The organism is Albidovulum litorale (assembly GCF_025751495.1).
GTDB lineage: Bacteria > Pseudomonadota > Alphaproteobacteria > Rhodobacterales > Rhodobacteraceae > Albidovulum > Albidovulum litorale.
Genome location: NZ_JAOWKZ010000004.1, coordinates 15,421 through 32,738, shown reverse-complemented (window position 1 = coordinate 32,738; position 17,318 = coordinate 15,421). Strand labels below are relative to the sequence as shown.

Here is a 17,318-nt window from a genome sequence, read left to right as displayed (position 1 = left end):
CGGAGCCCTTCATGTTCGGCTATATACTGCGGCGGATCGCGCTTGGCTGCGCCGTGCTTCTGCTCGCCATCTCGACGCTTTATGTCATCGTTCAGGCGGCCCCAGGCGATCCGGCCTCGGCCATGCTGGGGCCGAAGGCGACGCCCGCGATCAAGGCGGCCTTTGCCGAAAAGCTGGGTCTCGACCAGCCGATGCCAGTGCAGATCGCGCGCTATGTGGGTTCGGTCCTCTCTGGCGATCTTGGCACCGACCTGCGCTCGCGCCGCCCGGTGACCGAGGTTCTGGCCGCGCACGCGCCCTATACGGTCGAACTGATCCTTGCGGCTCTCGTCATCGCGGCGGGCCTCGGAATTCCTCTCGGCTGTGCAGCGGCGGTACGGCGCAACAGCTTCTTTGACCGGGCGATCGGGCTTTTGTCGGTCAGCCTGATTTCGGTCCCGCCGGTAATCATCGCGATCTACGGGATGCTTCTGTTCTCCGCCGCGCTCGGCTGGCTCCCGGCCATCGGCGCGGGTGAGGGGCTGGCCGAGCGTCTCCATCACCTGATCCTGCCCGCCGTCGCGGTGGGCATCGGCTGGGTCGGCTATATCGCGCGCCTTGTCCGCGCCTCGATGATCGAAGTGCTTTCAGCCAACTATATCCGCAATGCCCGCGCCTTCGGTCTGGCCGAGGGGCGTATTGTCTACCGTTATGCTTTGCGCACCGCCGTGGCGCCCACTGTCACCGTGCTTGGCGTCGGCGTCGGATACATGCTGGGCAGCGCCGTCTTTGCTGAAATCGTCTTTGCCCGGCCCGGCATCGGCAAGCTGATGTATGACGCGGTGATCCTCAGGAACTACCCCGTCACCCTCGGTGCGGTACTGGCCGCCACCACGCTTCTGGTCGCGGCCACCACGTTGGCCGACATCCTCAACGCGCTGATCGACCCGCGCTTCAAGGAGAGCCGGGAATGACTGCCGTGAACACCAACATCAGCGCCGTGAAACCGGCCGGAGGCCTTCGCGCCTTCCTGCGCGATCCGATGGGGCTTTTCGGTCTCACCATCGCGGTCTTGCTGATCGTCTCGGCGTTCTTCGCGCCATGGATCGCGCCCTACGATCCGGCGGCGCTGGACGTGCCCGCAAAGTTGCAAGGTCCAAGCGCCGCGCATTGGCTGGGAACGGACGAGTTGGGCCGCGACGTTCTCAGCCGCGCCATCTGGGGCGGGCGGATTGCGCTGACGGTCGCCCTTGTCGCCACGACCCTCTCTGTCCTGATCGGCGGGCTTCTGGGGATGCTGGCGGCGATGGGGCCGCGCTGGCTGGACTAGTCCTGACCATGGGCTTCGACACGGTCCGCGCCTATCCGGTGATCATCCTTGCGCTGGCCATCGGGCCGATCTTCGGCGGCGGCATGGGCGTGCTCCTGGGCCTTCTGATCGCGACCTCGGTTCCTTACTACGCCCGCGTCATGCGATCCTCGGTCATCGCGCAATCTTCGGCGGAATATGTCGAGGCATTGCGGGCGATGGGCATGGGCCGCGCGCGGATCGTCCTGCGCCACATCCTGCCCAATGCTATCGGCCCCATCCTTATCATCGCGTCGATGGACATTCCCGCCTATATCACCGCCGAGGCCGGTATCTCCTTCCTCGGTGTCGGCGTGAAGGCGCCCGCGACAAGCTGGGGCCTGATGCTCGATCAGGGGTTCCGATATGTCGGCCACACGCCCTGGCTGGTGATCGCGGGCGGCCTGCCCCTAATCCTCGCCACGCTGGGTTTCACCTTTCTGGGCGAGGCGTTGCGCGACGCCTTCGATCCGAAACTGCGGCGGAGGGGCTGAGATGGACAGGCTTCTTCAGGTCGACAACCTCGCCGTGCGCTTCGGCCCTATGCAGGCGGTCAAATGGGTGTCGTTCACGCTCCACCGGGGCGAAACGCTCGGCATCGTCGGTGAAAGCGGCTCGGGAAAGTCGACGCTGATCTGGGCGCTGACCCGGCTTCTGCCGGAAACCGCCGCGATCAATTCGGGCGAGGTGTGGTTCGAGGGCGCAGACCTTTTGCGCCTGCCGCCCGACCGGCTGCGCGCACTGCGCGGCACCCGGATTTCGTACATCTCGCAGGATCCGATGACCTCGCTCGCGCCCGGGCTGACCATCGGCCAGCAGATGATGGACGTCCTGCACCGCGAGCCTTGGTCGGCGCGGGAAAAACGCGCCCGCGTCATCGACGCGCTCGACTGGGTCAGCCTGCCTGAACCGGAGCGGCGAACGGAGATGTATCCCCACGAACTGTCGGGCGGGCAGCGTCAGCGGGTCTCCATCGCCATGGCGCTCATGCTTGGCCCTGACATCCTCTTGGCTGACGAACCTACGACCGCGCTTGACGCGACGCTGGAGGTCGAGGTGCTGGACCTTCTTAGGCGCCTGCAGCGCGAAACCGGCTGCGCAGTCATCTTCGTCAGCCATCACCTCGGCACGGTCGCGACTTTATGTGACAGGGTGATGGTGATGAAGGACGGCGAGGTGCGTGAGGACGGCCCCGTCGCCCGCGTCTTCGCCGCGCCGCAGGACGATTACACGCGGCGGCTCCTCCTTTGCGATCCCGCCCATATCCTGACCCCGACACGGCGCCAGCCCACGATGGCGGATGCCGGAACCCCCGGCGCGGGTCCCGCGCCGGACCCTGCCGGACGCGTGAAGACGGAGGAGGCGCCGGCCCTTTCCGTCAACGGCCTTTCCGTCACCTATACCCGCCGCGGCGTCCTCCCTGTCGCCCTTGGCGGGTCGGTAGACCGTGTTCACGCCGTCCGGCAGGTAGGGTTCGAGATACGCAAGGGCGAGACGCTGGCGCTGATTGGCGAAAGCGGTTCGGGCAAGTCCACGGTGGCCCGTGCGATCCTCGGGCTGGTGCGGACGGACGGCGGAACGATCCTGCTTGGGACAGATAACCTGACCGCTGCCGACCGCGCCGGGTGGCAGGCGGCGCGGGCCGAGGTGGCGATGATGTTCCAGGATCCGGCAGGCTCCCTCTCGCCGCGCCGCACGCTTGGCGAACAAGTGGTGGAGCCGCTTGTCGTCCACGGCCGCCGGGGCGAGGCGACGCGCGGCAAGGCGGTCGAGCTTCTGACACTCGCCGGCCTCGATGGCGGCTTTGCGGACCGCTACCCGCATGAACTGTCGGGCGGTCAGGCGCGGCGCGCGGGCGTGGCCCGGGCGCTGGCCCTGTCACCCCGGCTGATCGTCGCGGATGAGCCCACGGCGGGCCTCGATGTCTCGGTCCAGGGCGAGGTGATCAACCTTCTCAACGGTCTTCAGGAACGGCTCGGCCTCTCGATCCTGCTGATCACCCACAACATGGCCGTTGTGCGCCATGCCGCCGACCGGGTGGCGGTGATGCTGAAGGGGCAGATCGTCGAGACCGGCCCCACCGCGCGCATCTTCGCCGCGCCCGAACACGACTATACGGCCCGGCTGATCGCGGCCGCCCATCACGATCTTCCAACCCATGAAAGCGCCTGACGTGACCACCTCTGCGACGACAATCGACCTTGACCTGTGCTACATGCCCGCGACGGAACAGCTGCGCCTGTTCCGCGCCCGCAAACTCTCGCCCGTCGAGGTGCTTGAGGCACAGCTTGCCCGGGCCGAGCAGGTCGAACCTGTAATCAACGCCTTTACCGAGACCTTCGCGGATAAGGCGATGGCGGCGGCGCGGCAGGCCGAGAAGGTCTGGACAACGCGGCCCGACACCGCGCGGCCGCTCGAAGGGATCACCGTCGCCGTGAAGGACGAGATGCCGGTCAAGGGCCAGCGCAACACCCAAGGGTCGCTTATCTACAAGGATTACATCGCCGACCACACCCACCCGGTCGCCACCCGGCTGCAAGAGGCGGGCGCGATCTTCCACGCCCGCACCACGACGCCGGAATTCTGCTGCGCCTGGATCACCGCCTCGCGTCTGCATGGTGTGACGCGCAACCCCTGGAACCCGGACTATACCTGCTCAGGCTCCTCTGGCGGCGCGGGGGCGGCGCTGGCGGCCGGTACGACGACGCTCGCCACGGGTTCCGATATCGGCGGCTCGATCCGGGGTCCGGCGGGCGCGAACGGCATCGTCGGATACAAGCCCCCATATGGCCGTGTGCCCGACGAGCCGCCCTTCAATCTCGACTGGTACTGCCATGTCGGCCCGATGGCGCGGACCGTGGGTGACACGGCGATCATGCAGAACGTCATCTCGGGCATTCACCCGCAGGATATTGCCACCGTTCGCGAAAAGATGGTGATCCCCACCGGCGGTTGGGGCGACCTGAAGGGCAAGCGCATCGCCTGGACGCTTGATGTCGGCAACGGCGTCGTGGCCGACGAAGTCGCGGCACAGACGATGAAGGTGCTGGAGGCGCTGGCCGATGCCGGGGCCAGCATCGAGGAAGTGTCGCTCGGCTGGGGCGCGGACGTGCGCGACGGCTGCAAGTTCTACCTGGACCACCTCATGGGTTCGGCGCTGAAGCGCGAGGTCGAAGCCCATCCCGATCTCGTCTGCGACTACACCGCCTTCTATGCCGAACGGTCGGGCACCACGACTGCCGATCAGTTCCTCTGGTCCCTGGACGTCGCGGGCGATATCTACAGCCGCTTCGGCCCGATGATGGAAGAGTACTACGCCTTCATCTGCCCGACTTTTGCAACACATGAGGTCCGGGCAAACCAGATGCCCTGGGAACGTATGATCGTGCAGGGGCGGGATTTCGACAGCGACTACGACTGCAACCTGCAAACCGTCTTCAACATGCTCTCCCGCCTGCCGGTCCTGGCTGTTCCCGCCGGGATCGCGGCGAACGGCTTGCCCTCCGGTGTACAGATTGCCGCCCGCGCCTTCGACGACCCACGGGTTTTCCATGTTGCAAGCCTTCTCGAACGCACAATGCCCTGGCTCGACCGCGACGAACGCCGGCCCCGTTTTCTCGTCGATCCTCCGTCACGCGGAACTGCGCTTCATGATTGCGGAGATTCATTTTGAAACGGAAATCCGTCGGCGGCTGACGCGGCATAACGATAGTCAAAACGGCTGGCGGCGTGCCCGGTTTAGCCATCAATTCTGCATGTGCCGGCAAACACCGGGGGCAATTCTCGTTTAAGGCAATCAATGAAAGCTTCGACCACGGGCAAAAGACCCTGCCGAGATGGCATCAGCAAGCTGATTTGTGGACAACCTGCTGTCCAACCTGGCAATACCCGGACAAGAGAGCCAGCTTCGACCTCGGGCACGCAGACATATGACGGCAAGGCAGTAATTCCCAATGAAGATATTGCTGTGCGCTTAAGCGTTGTCATGTCGTCGCTGGCCAATCGAACGCGACATGGCACCGAGGCACTCTGCCCGTTTAAGTCGGTGAGCAGCCACTGGTGCACGTCTTCAGGGCGCCCAAGAACCAAGGACGGATGATCGGCCAAACGTGAAGGTTCGTCCGGCGATGACAGGCTTTCGAGATACTTGGGCGAACAGAACAGGTGCCATTCCAGCTTAGCAAGCTTCACTTGAATGAGACTTGAATCGGGCAGCGTGTCCATGTGTCCACGGATCGCCACGTCAATCCCGTCCTTCACCAAATCCTCCATCCGGTTCGACGCCCGCTGCACGACGGTGACTCTGGGATTCTCTTGTAGGAACCGCGGTATGATCCGGTCGAGCGCGAATTGCGCCATACCTACCGAACAGGACACCGTGACAGCGCCTTCGATCCGATTGGCCCTGCGTCGAACTGCGGTTTCCGCGGCCTTAAAGCGGATCAGAGCACCCTGCGCATGGTGATAGTACTCCTCGCCGATATCCGTGGTGGTCACGACGCGCGAGGTTCGCTGCAAAAGGCGGACTCCCAGGTCATCCTCAAGTTGGCTGACGCGGCGACTCAACCGCGATTTCGGAACATTCAACGCGCGCGATGCTGCGGAAAAACCACCCTTTTCAACAACCTGAACAAAATAGAAGGCGTCATTAAGGTCCATGCATCATCTCCCATATCGTTCCACAGATAGAACGATTGGTCCTGATATTGACCGGTTTTCGACGAATTGTCTCGTTTGTAACGTCAACGACATTAAAGCGAGTGAGAACGATGAACATCAAACACATCGACACAATTGCCGGAGTACCCTGCGAGACGCTGGTCCAAAGCGACGGAAGGGCGATCGCGAAAGGCACCGGATTTTCGGCCAGAAGCTACCATCACCGAGATTTCGGCGGGCTGATGGATCCCCTGATCATGGTGGATCATTTTACCATGACCGAACCCACGTTCGGGACGCATCCCCTTGCCGGGCTTTCAGCGGTCACGGTCATGTTCCAAGACAGTGAAGGCGCATTCAGGAACCGCGACTCTTTGGGCAACGATGTCGATCTGGCGCCCGGCGATCTTTATTGGTTCAAAGCCGCGCGCGGCGCAATTCACAATGAAGAACCGCGCCCTGGGGCCAGGACACATGCGCTGCAGGTTTTCGTGGGTTTGCCCGCCGACACTAGGCACGACGCGCCTTCGGCATTTCACATCCGTGCAGCGGACATTCCTTTTCTTTTTGGCGAACGCTCCACCGCTCGCCTCGTGCTGGGCGATAGCAACGGCATCACCGGCGCAGCTGCGCCGGACGCCCCGCTGACTCTGCTGGACATCAAAGTCCAGGCAGGCGGCCGGTTTCTGCAACAGGGCGAAAGCGACCAACACGCTTGGCTACTGGTCATCAAAGGGGCACCAACCGTCACATGGAACCGGTCTTCGACCATTCTGCAGAGCGGGTCGGCGATCGCCTTTGCGGGCGCAACCGAAATCGAGGTGTCTTCGGACGTTGCGGCGCATGTCGTTCTTTTCCGGGGAAAACCGCTGCGCGAAGCATTCATCCAGAGAGGTCCGTTCGCGATGGGCAGCCAGGCCGAGCTTGACGCCGTCGAAGCCGCCTATCGTGCCGGCCGGCTCGGATCAATCGACTGAAGACAATCCACCACAAACGACCACCAACCCTTAAAAGGAGGAGACCATGAAATCCTTATGTTCCCCGAACCTTCTTGCTCTTGCCGCGAGCGTCGGCATTGCGATCATCGGCCTTTCCTCACCCGGAAAGGCCGGGTCGGAGCGCGGCCATAATCCGGCCAACACCATCTCGACCGATACCGATCACCCCGATAGCTTCCGCCACTTTGCCCCCGAGCTTCCGGCGATGAAGGCGAGAATACCGCCGATGAACACCGAGTTCGGTCTCCACGTTGGCGAGATCGAACCCGGTCTCTTCTTCATTACCGACTTCATCTATCAATCGGCGTTTCTGGTGACGGATGATGGCGTCGTCGTCTTCGATGCGCCGCCGAGCTTTGGCGACCGTCACCGCATGGCAATCGAGGTATCGGCGCCGAGCGTACCTATTACGCATTTCATCCTCAGCCACAAACATGCCGATCACAATGGCGGCGGACATGCCTTTGCCGATATTGAAGGATTGACTGTCATCGGCGCACAAGCGACCGCCGACAGCCTTGCGGCCAATCCGCTGCGCGGGGTTCTCACGCCGACAGAGACATTTGAGGATGCGCTGTCGCTGTCCGTCGGCGGGGTACCCATCGAGCTGAAGACGGCTAACTTCCACGCCAACGACACGGACGTGATGATCCATCTGCCCCAGCAGAAGTTCCTCATGGCGGTCGACACGATCACACCGGGCGAAGCACCGTTCATGAACTTCGGTGCGACCAGCAATCTCGAAGGCTACATGGCCAACTTCGAGACATTCCTCGCCTACGACTTCGAGCACTTCCTGTCGGGTCATGTTTCGGTCCTTGGCAACCGCCAGGATGTCGAGACGGCGCGCGACTATGCCTTTGACGTTCGCGACACTGTCTATGGCATGTGGCCCAGCTTTCTTGAACGCTTCGGTGCGAAGATGGAGTTGACGGGCTTTTCGAACGGCAACCTCGCCTATCGCATGACGATGGAAGAGGTCCGCGACAAATGCGCAGCGCAAATCATTGATCGTTGGGAGGACAAACTCTCAGTGGTGGACCTTTGGGCCGACAGTCACTGCGAAACCGTCGTGCTGCACGCGATCATGCATTGAGGACTTGCAGTTGGGCGGGCCGCCTCCGGCGACCGCCCAACGATACAAGTAAGACGTACTGACCTGGCCACTCATAAGCATGCCGGACATGTGAGGGGCGTCAACTGCAGTTACGGCCTTGTTGACTGCATCAAAGACTTCCCGGCCGAGGCGATAACAGATTTCTTCTTGGCGGCACGAGATAGCGTCTCTGCAAGTAGCCGGTTGGCAACGCCACCTTTCAGCGAGTAGATGGTTCGATGTTCGAGCCGTTGGGCATCAGATTGTCCAGAGGGAGGTTTTCATGAAAGCTGTGAAACAATGAAACCAACCGCCCTCGACGCCGCAGACATTCGTATCCTCAGTGCAGTGCAGCAGCATGGCCAACTGAGTAAGTCCGAGTTGTCGGAACTGGTCGGGCTCTCCGCCACCCCTTGCTGGGCGCGTTTTGCCCGGCTGAAGAAGGCCGGCCTTATCCGCGGCTACCACGCGGACCTTGCGCTGGGGAAGATAGTCGATGTCTCCAAGGTCGTCGTGACGGTTTCCCTGAAAAGCCACCGCAAGACGGATTTCGACCGCTTCGAGATGCATATCCGCAACCTTCACGAGGTCACTGAATGCGTGGCCACGGGTGGCGGGATGGACTATGTGATGACGGTTGTTACCACCAGCCTTTCTGCCTTCCAGACACTGATGGACGACATGCTGTCGCAAGAACTCGGGATCGACCGTTACATGACTTACATCGTGACCAGAGAGGTCAAATCGGTTCAGCCCAATCTCGCCCGCCTGCTGGCCGATTCCGGGAAGTGACCCCGCGGAACCCGCTTGGTTACCAGAACGACCAAACGGTCCGAACTCCCAATAAAAAATAGTCCGTTCGGTCTCTCTAGCATGAATCTTTGGCCCGAATCTTCATCCTGAATGCCCCTAGAACCTCGCCAAGTTAGACGAGGTCGCGCGGTCTGGGAATGACCCGCCAGCAAGGGCAAACACGATGACGAAAGTAAGCGATTTTGGTACGAAGCACGCCGACGAATTCGGTTTCGGAACGCAGATCCGTAAATCCCCGTATTTCGCGGCAACCGTCCGTTGGGGCGCCAAGGGGTTCTCGGTCTATAACCACATGTATATCCCGCGCGACTTCGGCGATCCGGAACAGAACTTCTGGAACCTCGTGAACGACGCGATCCTGTGCGATGTCGCGGTCGAGCGTCAGGTCGAGATCACAGGTCCCGATGCCGCGAAATTCGTGCAGATGCTGACCCCGCGCGATCTGTCGAAGATGACGGTCGGGCAGTGCAAGTACGTGCTGATCACCAATGCCGATGGCGGCATCCTGAACGACCCGATCCTGCTGCGTCTGGCCGAGAACCACTTCTGGATCTCGCTCGCCGACAGCGACATCCTGCTCTGGGCGCAGGGCGTGGCCGTGCATTCGGGGCTCGATGTGACGATCCGCGAACCGGATGTCTCACCGCTGCAGCTGCAGGGCCCGAAATCCGGCGAGGTGATGAAGGCGCTTTTCGGCGACAGCATCATGGACCTGAAATACTACTGGCTGCGCGCGGTCGAGCTGGACGGCATTCCGCTGATCGTGTCGCGCACCGGCTGGTCTAGCGAACTGGGCTATGAGCTTTACCTGCAGGACGGATCGCGCGGCGACGAGCTGTGGGAAAAGATCATGGCGGCGGGCGAGCCGTTTGGCCTGAAGCCCGGTCACACCTCGTCGATCCGCCGCATCGAAGGCGGCATGCTGTCCTATCACGCCGATGCCGACATCAACACGAATCCGTTCGAGCTGGGCTTTGACCGGCTGGTGAACCTGGATATGGAGGCCGATTTCATCGGCAAGGCCGCGCTGCGCCGGATCAAGGAGCAGGGTGTCAGCCGCAAACAGGTCGGTCTGATCATCGAGGGTACCCCCTTGAAGGGCCCGAACACCTCGTATTGGCCGATCCGGAAGAACGGTGTGACCATCGGCAAGGTCACCTCGGCGGTCTATTCGCCGCGCCTGAAACAGAACATTGCTCTGGCGATGGTCGCGGCAGAGCATGCCGTCCTGGGTGCAGAGGTGGAGGTCGTGAACAGGACCGGGCTTGTCAACGAGGCCGGAACGGAACGCGCCACGATCGTGGATCGCCCTTTCTACGATCCGCAGAAGAAAATTGCCGCCGCCTGAACGCGCCACAGCAGCAAAGTCCTGACCCATGTCCGACCTTTCGATCGAACTGCACTGGCACCGCGTCGAGCCCGGCTTCGAGCCCGGCAAATACTCCGCCGAACATGTCGTGCGCTACAACAACAGCTATGAAGTGCAAGTGGATGCCGCCCCGGATTGGGGCGGCAAACCGGAAAACACCAACCCCGAACAGGCGCTCGCCTCGGCGCTGTCCAGTTGCCACATGATGACCTTCCTGGCGCTGGCCGCGAAGGCCAAGTGGCCGGTGGCCAGCTACCACGATCACGCGGTTGCCCATCTTGGCAAGAATCCCAAGGGACAGATGTCGGTCACGCGCATCGACCTGCACCCGGTGGTCCGCTTCGATACCGGCTTCTCGGTCGACGACAAGACGTTGGAGGCAATGCAGGACCGCGCACACCGCTACTGCTTCATCGCCAACACGCTCGCCGACAGTGTCGAGATCAACGTCCTTTAGGCCCCGACCGGGAGAAGACCTGTGCAAGAGAACATCCTTCTGCGCGATCTGGAGGACGACGGCATCCTCCGCCTGACCCTGAACGATGCCCGCCGCCGCAACGCGCTGTCCGAGGCAATGCTGACGGAACTCGGCGCAGCCTTTGCGGAGGCCGGGGCCAACCCGGCGGTGAGGGTCGTCATCCTTGCCGCGAACGGACCGGCCTTCTGCGCGGGTCATGACCTGAAGGAAATGACCGCGGGCCGCGCGGCCCCGGATCGCGGCCGGGCCTATTTCACCAAGGTGATGGCGATGTGTTCGGGCGTCATGCAGGCGATCGTGAACTGCCCGAAACCTGTTATTGCCGAGGTTACGGGGATTGCCACGGCGGCGGGGTGCCAACTGGTGGCCAGCTGCGATCTGGCCGTTGCCGCTGACACCGCGCAGTTCAGCACGCCGGGCGTCCATATCGGGCTTTTCTGCTCGACCCCGATGGTGGCGCTGTCGCGCAACGTCGCGGGCAAGCATGCTATGGAAATGCTCCTGACCGGTGACATGACCTCGGCCACCCGCGCGGCCGAAATCGGATTGGTCAACCGGGTTGCGACCGAGGACGCCTTGCGGCAAGCGACCATGGAGATGGCGCGCAAGATCGCATCGAAATCCAGCATGACGCTCGCCACCGGCAAACGTGCCTTCTACGCGCAGCGCGAGATGCCGCTGGCCCAGGCCTATGACTATGCCTCAAACGTCATGGTCGAGAACATGCTCGCCCGCGACGCCGAGGAAGGCATCGGCGCCTTCATCGAGAAACGCGCGCCCCAGTGGCAGGATCAGTGAGATCGCGATGCAGAATCCCTACAACACCGATCTGGACCGCAACCCGGCGAACCACCAGCCGCTGACGCCGCTGACCTTTCTCGAACGCGCGGCCAGCGTCTTTCCCGACCACACCGCGATCATTCACGGCCCCCTGCGCCGCAGCTATGCCGAGTTCTACGCGCGGTCGCGGCGCCTTGCCTCGGCCTTGACCAAGAACGGCATCGGTCGTGGCGACACGGTTTCGGCACTCCTGGCCAACACACCGGCGATGCTGGAATGCCATTACGGCGTTCCGATGTGCGGCGCGGTCCTTCATTCGATCAATACCCGTCTGGATGCGGCCATCATCGCATTCCAGCTCGATCACGCCATGTCCAGGATCGTGATCGTCGACCGCGAATTCATGCCGCTGATGCAAGAGGCGCTGGCCCTTGCCACGGTGAAACCGGTCCTGATCCAGTACGACGATCCGGAGTATGACGGTGCGCCGACCGAGTTCGAGGCCGCCGACTACGAGGTATTCCTGACCCGCGGCAACCCGGATTTCGAATGGCTCATGCCCGAGGATGAGTGGGACGCGATCTCGATCAACTACACCTCCGGCACGACCGGCGACCCGAAGGGCGTCGTGTCGCATCATCGCGGCGCCTACCTTCTGGCGCAGGGCAACGCTCTGACGACGTCGATGCAGAAACACGCGGTCTATCTCTGGACCCTGCCGATGTTCCACTGCAACGGCTGGTGCTTCCCCTGGACGATGTCCGCCATCATCGGTACCCATGTCTGCCTGCGGCAGGTGCGGGCGGAACCGATCTGGACTGCGCTGGCCGATGAAGGCGTGACCCATCTCTGCGGCGCCCCCATTGTCATGTCGCTGATGATTTCGGCACCCGATGCGGTCAAGCGCGATCTCGACCAGACCGTGCAGTTCTTCACCGCCGCAGCACCACCGCCCGAAAAGCTTCTGGCCGACATGCGGGATGCGGGCTTCAACGTGACCCACCTTTACGGCCTTACGGAAACCTACGGTCCGGCCGTCGTGAACGACTGGCACGAAAGCTGGTCCGAACTTCCCCGGGCGGAACAGGCCGCCCTGAAATCCCGGCAGGGCGTGCGCTACCTGGCGCTGGAACAGCTCGACGTTCTGGACCCCGAGACGATGCAGCCCGTGCCGCGCGACGGCAAGACCATCGGCGAGGTCATGTTCCGCGGCAATGTCGTGATGAAGGGCTATTTTCGCAACCCGAAATCGACGCAGGAAGCCTTTGAAGGGGGCTGGTTCCATTCCGGCGATCTGGGTGTCATGCATCCCGACGGCTACATCCAGCTGAAGGACAGGTCCAAGGACATCATCATCTCGGGCGGAGAGAACATCTCCTCGATCGAGGTCGAGGAGGCGCTCTACCGGCATCCCGCCGTCGCAGTCGCCGCCGTCGTCGCGATGCCGCATGAGAAATGGGGCGAAACGCCTTGCGCCTTTGTCGAACTTGCCACCGACCACACAGCGGATGCGAAGACGCTGCAGGCCTGGTGCCGCGCGCACCTTGCCCCATACAAGGTTCCCGGCAGGTTTGTTTTCATGTCCATTCCAAGAACCTCGACCGGAAAGATCCAGAAGTTCGTTCTGCGCGAACACGCGAGGGATCTTGCGGTTCAATAAAATGGCAAAGGGCGGGACGGAGCGCGCCGCCCCCAATACATGGCAAGCCGGACACGTCCGGCCCGTTCCCGCCGTTGGTCGCAGCAACTGATTGCTGCAGCGCGGTCCACCGAAACTGTCATTCGTGACATATGTGAAATCATGCGGTCGCCCAATGGCCGATGCTCGGATTGATACAGAAATTCACCACATGCGAAGGACCGGCTGCAGTATTGAGGCGGATCGGAATTCAAACCGTTCCAGACAGAACTTTCTTTAGAGCGGCCGGTCATACCTTTGTGCGGAATTGTCTGAGTACAAGCAGAGGCAACTGGCTATAACGGAAAGTCGAAGTCCACCGGTTAAGTGATGCCAGTAGTCGTAATGACTTTTGCCGCCGCAAAAGCCATTGCGGACGCAGCCCAACACCCGGTGTCCGATTGTCGTATGAGAAACGGTTGCCACAAATGGCCGGTTGCCAGGCGATCGAACTGCACGTGAAAAAAAAGTGATCTAGGTGATGCGCAGCGTCGTATTTCGAGTATGTTTGCCGTGAACCTCGATATCCAGCGCACCGTGGGCTTTGTGCCTTTGGTCCCTCGTCGTGAAAGTAGACATTTGTCGCAGCCATGGTCCGAATGTTCACAGCAGACCATTTGGATGCTTGCCGTGCGGGACAAACGCGACCGGGATGCCTTTTCGGCACTGTTCGACCATTTCGCGCCGCGCCTCAAGGGAATGATGATGCGGTCGGGCACACCGGCCCATCAGGCCGAGGAGATCGTTCAAGATGTCATGCTGACGGTCTGGCGAAAGGCATCGTTGTTCGACCCGCACCGCGCACAGGTGTCCGCGTGGATATACCAGATCGCCCGAAACCGGCAGATTGATATCGTACGCAGGGAGCGCCGTCCCGAGCCGGAAGACTTGGTGGAGGATTGTGAGGCGGAACCCGATGCCAGCCAGATCGTGGCGCTGGAACAGGAAGCGACCAAACTGAAAAATGCGCTCGCGCTGTTATCCGATGAGCAGCGCGAGATGGTCGAAAAAGCCTATCTGGGCGAACTGACACATCAAGAGATCAGCACCCAGACCGGGCTGCCATTGGGAACTATCAAATCGCGTATCCGGCTCGGGCTGGAGCGACTGAGACATGAGTTAAAGGGAATGCGTTGAATGTCCGCGATTAAGCATCATACCCCCGATGCCATGCTGGCGGCTTACGCAGCCGGTTCGCTGCCACAACCATTTGCACTGGTCGTCGCCAGCCATGTATCGCTCTGCCTCCAGTGCCGCGTGGCACTTGAAGCGCATCAAGCGGCCGGCGGTGCAATTCTGGAAACGGTCGACGGGGAATCACTTTCGGGCAGTCTAAAGACAGATGTCCTTTCCAAGCTTGACGACCCCTATACGCCAGAACCTGTGGCCAAACGGTCGGGCATCTTCCCCGGACCGGTTATGGAGGCATTGAAGGGCGGCGCGCCGCGCTGGAAAACCCTTGGGACGGGGGTGCGTCAGGATATTCTCATGGCGGGAAATGCCGGCTCTGCGCGTCTTCTCTACATTCCTCCGGGTCAGGCGGTTCCCGACCATGGGCATAACGGCCTGGAACTGACATTGGTGCTGCAGGGAAGCTTCGCCGATGAAACCGGGCAGTTCGGGATCGGAGATCTCGAGGTTGCCGACGAGGAACTGGCCCACACGCCGGTCGCCGGTCCGGGCGACGCCTGTATCTGCCTCGCGGCAACCGATGCGCCGCTCCGGTTCCGTGCACTTATGCCGCGCCTGTTGCAACCGCTGTTCCGGATCTGATCTTACCACGACCGCGCAGTTCGGGCCGCCGGTGATTCCGGCGGCTTTTTTATATTTATAACAGTAACTTAAATCACGAATTCGTGAGTCGATGATCCACTTTTCGACCGCCTCCGTATCCCTTGCACGAACATTGAAGCAGACCGGGCGCAGAGGCCCGCCAAACCGGAGACCAGGGAATGAAAGCCAATCTGAAAGCCACCGCCGCAGCATTCGCGATCGCCATGTCGGCAACAACTGCGCAAGCCGCAAACATCGTCGAGATTGCCGCGGGTGATGAACGTTTCTCGACCCTCGTTGCAGCTGTTACCGCGGCCGGTCTGGCCGAGACCTTGTCCGGACCGGGCCCCTTCACCGTCTACGCGCCGCTGAACGATGCATTCGCCGCGCTACCCGCCGGGACCGTGGAGTCCCTTCTCGAGCCCGCGAACAAGGCGCAACTGACCGATGTGCTGCTCTACCATGTGGATGACCGCAAGCTGACCGCCAGCATGATCCCGGCCGGATCGAACTACTTCAAGCCGCTTCTGGCCAGCGAGCGGCTCTGCATCACCGCAGGCAGCGATGGCGTGACGATCGCCGATGGAACCGGTGAGATGGCGAATGTCGTTGTCGCGGACATCATGGCCGACAACGGCGTGATCCATGTCGTCGACAAGGTGCTTTTGCCGGGACAGCGCCCGGCCTGCCACTGATCGGCTGCACATAAGGTCGACTTCCGCTGATGACCGAAAAAACCGGTGCTGCCAATTCAGGGCAGCACCGGTTCTTTTTGTCTGAATGCTCAACCTTCATCCAGCGAGGCCTGAGAAGAGAGCGTCCTGACCCTTGCTTCTTGGACTGTAGGTGCCTACCGACCGCGATAGACCAGAATGTCGGGCAGGAAAACGAAACTCTTGAGAAGCCATGAAAACGGCGCGGGAAAGTCAGTGCGGAATCGACGGGACCGCATGGCCCGCGCGACGTGATCAGCCGCGGCTTCCGGCGTCATGATCATCGGCATCCGGAAGCTGTTCTTCTCGGTCAGGCGGGTCTTGATGAAGCCCGGGTTGACGAGACGGACCACGACGCCGGTCCCCTTCAGATCATGCCGCATGGTTTCGGCAAGGCTCACCAGTGCCGCCTTGCTGGCCCCATAGCCGATCGCCGCAGGCAGGCCGCGATAGCCGGCGAGAGATCCGATCAGCGTGATATCGCCGTGCCCTCGGGACACCATCTGCGGCACGATCTCTCCAAGCACCCGCATCGCGCCAAGGAAGTTCACGTCACACATCGTCAGCGCGGCATCGGCATCCCACTCGGTCGCGCGCATGGGCGTGTAGGCACCCGCGTTGTAGATGATACCATCCACCGGCCAGACAGAGCCGACGGCAGAGCGTACGGACATATGGTCGGTCACGTCGACAGGCACAACCCGTGCATCGCTGAGTTCGCTTGCGAGCGAGTTCAGCCGCTCGGCGCTTCGGGCCGAAAGCACCAGCCGGGCGCCCCGGCCGTCCAGTTTCCTTGCCAGCGCCCGACCTAACCCCTCGCTCGCTCCGATCAGCCAGTAGGTTTTTCCACACATTTTGGTCATTCTGCGGGCTCTCGTGGCGCGGCGCTTTCGGAAACGAGCTTGGCGGGAGGCGGCGGCGGTTTCAGGAACGGCGCGCGCTTGCGCCAGAGGATCAGGGCCTGCCAGTGGATGAGCGCCAGGACACGGGCCGCGCCGAACGGGCGACGCAGGGCGGCCCAAAGCAAGGATCTGCTGTTCGCCGGGCGACGTGTGCCGCTCAGCGTCGCCACAACGCCTTCCGCGCCGTTCTCATAGAGGATACGGATGCGGATGGCATCCGCAGCGAAGTCGAAGTTGAAACGGTATTGTCCGGCCACTTTCTGAAATGGCGACACATGCATAAGCTTGGCGGCAGAGATGGTGTCGGTGGTGCCGATCGGACGGAAATCGTCATGTGCGCAGAAATAGCAATGCCGGTGGCCGAATGTGTTGTTGACCTCGGCGATGAAGGCACAGGGTCGGTCATTCCTGAGCGCGATCCAGAAACTGACCGGGTTGAAGTGGAACCAGAGAAAACTCGGCTGCGTCAGCAGCAGGAGTTGCGTACCGTCAAGCGGGATGCCGCGTTGCATAAGTTCTTCACGAAACCAGTCGAATCCAAGTCCTGCATTGCGTGGACCGCCGTTATGCCGGTCCCAAAGTGACCAGAGATTGAACCGATTGCGTGACAGGAGCCACGGGCGTTCGGTCGTGTCGTGATCGCAAAGCACATAGTCGACACCATAGCGGAAGGCGTTCTTCAACGCTCCGCGGCGGGCATGCGTGGTGTGACCCTGAATGTGCTCAATCATG

Annotated in this window: 18 protein-coding genes; 15 read left to right on the top strand and 3 right to left on the bottom strand. The window is 61.8% G+C overall.

The features are described from left to right. Positions 1 to 11: 11 nt before the first annotated feature. Genes OEZ71_RS15415 through OEZ71_RS15395 form a run of 5 tightly spaced genes read left to right on the top strand, consistent with a single transcriptional unit; the run spans position 12 to position 5,000 of the window. Entirely contained in the window at positions 12 to 953 is a 942-nt protein-coding gene (locus OEZ71_RS15415; RefSeq protein ID WP_263740916.1) for an ABC transporter permease, read from the top strand. Continuing rightward, positions 950 to 1,309: an ABC transporter permease gene (locus OEZ71_RS15410; protein WP_263740915.1), complete on the top strand. Its 360-nt coding sequence runs from the start codon at positions 950 to 952 to the stop codon at positions 1,307 to 1,309. The genes OEZ71_RS15415 and OEZ71_RS15410 overlap by 4 nt, the downstream gene beginning before the upstream one ends. A gap of 8 nt (positions 1,310 to 1,317) precedes the next feature. Further along, positions 1,318 to 1,821: an ABC transporter permease gene (locus tag OEZ71_RS15405; protein WP_263740914.1), complete on the top strand. Its 504-nt coding sequence runs from the start codon at positions 1,318 to 1,320 to the stop codon at positions 1,819 to 1,821. Position 1,822: 1 nt separating this feature from the next. Beyond that, positions 1,823 to 3,499, top strand: a complete 1,677-nt coding sequence (locus OEZ71_RS15400; protein WP_263740913.1) for a dipeptide ABC transporter ATP-binding protein — start codon at positions 1,823 to 1,825, stop codon at positions 3,497 to 3,499. Then, positions 3,486 to 5,000: an amidase gene (locus tag OEZ71_RS15395; RefSeq protein WP_263740912.1), complete on the top strand. Its 1,515-nt coding sequence runs from the start codon at positions 3,486 to 3,488 to the stop codon at positions 4,998 to 5,000. Before OEZ71_RS15400 ends, OEZ71_RS15395 begins: the two co-directional genes overlap by 14 nt. A 65-nt stretch (positions 5,001 to 5,065) precedes the next feature. Here OEZ71_RS15395 and OEZ71_RS15390 read toward each other — a convergent pair whose 3' ends face one another. After that, positions 5,066 to 5,986 carry a LysR substrate-binding domain-containing protein gene (locus OEZ71_RS15390; protein ID WP_263740911.1) on the bottom strand — a complete coding sequence of 307 codons (921 nt, stop codon included), beginning with the start codon at positions 5,984 to 5,986 and terminating at the stop codon, positions 5,066 to 5,068. 242 nt (positions 5,987 to 6,228) lie between these two features. Here OEZ71_RS15390 and OEZ71_RS15385 point away from each other — a divergent pair, with 242 nt between their 5' ends. From OEZ71_RS15385 to OEZ71_RS15340, 10 genes are all read left to right on the top strand, one after another. Next, entirely contained in the window at positions 6,229 to 6,963 is a 735-nt protein-coding gene (locus OEZ71_RS15385) for a pirin family protein (RefSeq protein WP_263740910.1), read from the top strand. Between the two features lie 46 nt (positions 6,964 to 7,009). Continuing rightward, the gene (locus tag OEZ71_RS15380; protein ID WP_263740909.1) at positions 7,010 to 8,080 is read left to right on the top strand and encodes an MBL fold metallo-hydrolase; all 1,071 of its coding nucleotides are present in this window, start codon (positions 7,010 to 7,012) and stop codon (positions 8,078 to 8,080) included. A gap of 300 nt (positions 8,081 to 8,380) precedes the next feature. Then, a complete protein-coding gene (locus OEZ71_RS15375) occupies positions 8,381 to 8,872 on the top strand; it encodes an Lrp/AsnC family transcriptional regulator (protein ID WP_263740908.1) in 492 nt (163 codons plus the stop codon). Between the two features lie 184 nt (positions 8,873 to 9,056). Beyond that, on the top strand, positions 9,057 to 10,241 hold the full coding sequence (locus tag OEZ71_RS15370; RefSeq protein WP_263740907.1) for a glycine cleavage T C-terminal barrel domain-containing protein: 1,185 nt from the start codon (positions 9,057 to 9,059) through the stop codon (positions 10,239 to 10,241). Positions 10,242 to 10,269: 28 nt separating this feature from the next. After that, complete coding sequence (locus tag OEZ71_RS15365) at positions 10,270 to 10,719, top strand: OsmC family protein (RefSeq protein ID WP_263740906.1); 450 nt, start codon at positions 10,270 to 10,272, stop codon at positions 10,717 to 10,719. A 21-nt stretch (positions 10,720 to 10,740) separates the two neighbouring features. Beyond that, positions 10,741 to 11,538 (top strand): enoyl-CoA hydratase, encoded by a 798-nt coding sequence (locus OEZ71_RS15360; protein ID WP_263740905.1) that lies wholly within the window; start codon positions 10,741 to 10,743, stop codon positions 11,536 to 11,538. A gap of 7 nt (positions 11,539 to 11,545) precedes the next feature. After that, positions 11,546 to 13,180, top strand: a complete 1,635-nt coding sequence (locus tag OEZ71_RS15355; RefSeq protein WP_263740904.1) for an acyl-CoA synthetase — start codon at positions 11,546 to 11,548, stop codon at positions 13,178 to 13,180. Between the two features lie 639 nt (positions 13,181 to 13,819). Next, positions 13,820 to 14,335: a sigma-70 family RNA polymerase sigma factor gene (locus OEZ71_RS15350; RefSeq protein WP_263741416.1), complete on the top strand. Its 516-nt coding sequence runs from the start codon at positions 13,820 to 13,822 to the stop codon at positions 14,333 to 14,335. Continuing rightward, positions 14,336 to 14,971, top strand: a complete 636-nt coding sequence (locus tag OEZ71_RS15345) for a ChrR family anti-sigma-E factor (protein WP_263740903.1) — start codon at positions 14,336 to 14,338, stop codon at positions 14,969 to 14,971. Positions 14,972 to 15,150: 179 nt separating this feature from the next. Beyond that, positions 15,151 to 15,666: a fasciclin domain-containing protein gene (locus OEZ71_RS15340; protein ID WP_263740902.1), complete on the top strand. Its 516-nt coding sequence runs from the start codon at positions 15,151 to 15,153 to the stop codon at positions 15,664 to 15,666. A gap of 155 nt (positions 15,667 to 15,821) precedes the next feature. Here OEZ71_RS15340 and OEZ71_RS15335 read toward each other — a convergent pair whose 3' ends face one another. Together OEZ71_RS15335 and OEZ71_RS15330 are read right to left on the bottom strand one after the other, a co-directional pair. Continuing rightward, complete coding sequence (locus tag OEZ71_RS15335; RefSeq protein ID WP_263740901.1) at positions 15,822 to 16,547, bottom strand: SDR family NAD(P)-dependent oxidoreductase; 726 nt, start codon at positions 16,545 to 16,547, stop codon at positions 15,822 to 15,824. Beyond that, positions 16,544 to 17,317: a DUF1365 domain-containing protein gene (locus OEZ71_RS15330; RefSeq protein WP_263740900.1), complete on the bottom strand. Its 774-nt coding sequence runs from the start codon at positions 17,315 to 17,317 to the stop codon at positions 16,544 to 16,546. Before OEZ71_RS15330 ends, OEZ71_RS15335 begins: the two co-directional genes overlap by 4 nt. Position 17,318 lies beyond the last annotated feature (1 nt).

Bases quoted from the DNA above. Each gene is read 5' to 3' on its own strand.
- OEZ71_RS15365 (WP_263740906.1), top strand. From the start codon at position 10,270: ATGTCCGACCTTTCGATCGAACTGCACTGGCACCGCGTCGAGCCCGGC.
- OEZ71_RS15415 (WP_263740916.1), top strand. From the start codon at position 12: ATGTTCGGCTATATACTGCGGCGGATCGCGCTTGGCTGCGCCGTGCTT.
- OEZ71_RS15340 (WP_263740902.1), top strand. From the start codon at position 15,151: ATGAAAGCCAATCTGAAAGCCACCGCCGCAGCATTCGCGATCGCCATG.
- OEZ71_RS15380 (WP_263740909.1), top strand. From the start codon at position 7,010: ATGAAATCCTTATGTTCCCCGAACCTTCTTGCTCTTGCCGCGAGCGTC.
- OEZ71_RS15405 (WP_263740914.1), top strand. From the start codon at position 1,318: ATGGGCTTCGACACGGTCCGCGCCTATCCGGTGATCATCCTTGCGCTG.
- OEZ71_RS15355 (WP_263740904.1), top strand. From the start codon at position 11,546: ATGCAGAATCCCTACAACACCGATCTGGACCGCAACCCGGCGAACCAC.
- OEZ71_RS15350 (WP_263741416.1), top strand. From the start codon at position 13,820: ATGCTTGCCGTGCGGGACAAACGCGACCGGGATGCCTTTTCGGCACTG.
- OEZ71_RS15330 (WP_263740900.1), bottom strand. From the start codon at position 17,317: ATGATTGAGCACATTCAGGGTCACACCACGCATGCCCGCCGCGGAGCG.
- OEZ71_RS15390 (WP_263740911.1), bottom strand. From the start codon at position 5,986: ATGGACCTTAATGACGCCTTCTATTTTGTTCAGGTTGTTGAAAAGGGT.
- OEZ71_RS15395 (WP_263740912.1), top strand. From the start codon at position 3,486: ATGAAAGCGCCTGACGTGACCACCTCTGCGACGACAATCGACCTTGAC.
- OEZ71_RS15385 (WP_263740910.1), top strand. From the start codon at position 6,229: ATGGATCCCCTGATCATGGTGGATCATTTTACCATGACCGAACCCACG.
- OEZ71_RS15400 (WP_263740913.1), top strand. From the start codon at position 1,823: ATGGACAGGCTTCTTCAGGTCGACAACCTCGCCGTGCGCTTCGGCCCT.
- OEZ71_RS15335 (WP_263740901.1), bottom strand. From the start codon at position 16,547: ATGACCAAAATGTGTGGAAAAACCTACTGGCTGATCGGAGCGAGCGAG.
- OEZ71_RS15370 (WP_263740907.1), top strand. From the start codon at position 9,057: ATGACGAAAGTAAGCGATTTTGGTACGAAGCACGCCGACGAATTCGGT.
- OEZ71_RS15410 (WP_263740915.1), top strand. From the start codon at position 950: ATGACTGCCGTGAACACCAACATCAGCGCCGTGAAACCGGCCGGAGGC.
- OEZ71_RS15375 (WP_263740908.1), top strand. From the start codon at position 8,381: ATGAAACCAACCGCCCTCGACGCCGCAGACATTCGTATCCTCAGTGCA.
- OEZ71_RS15345 (WP_263740903.1), top strand. From the start codon at position 14,336: ATGTCCGCGATTAAGCATCATACCCCCGATGCCATGCTGGCGGCTTAC.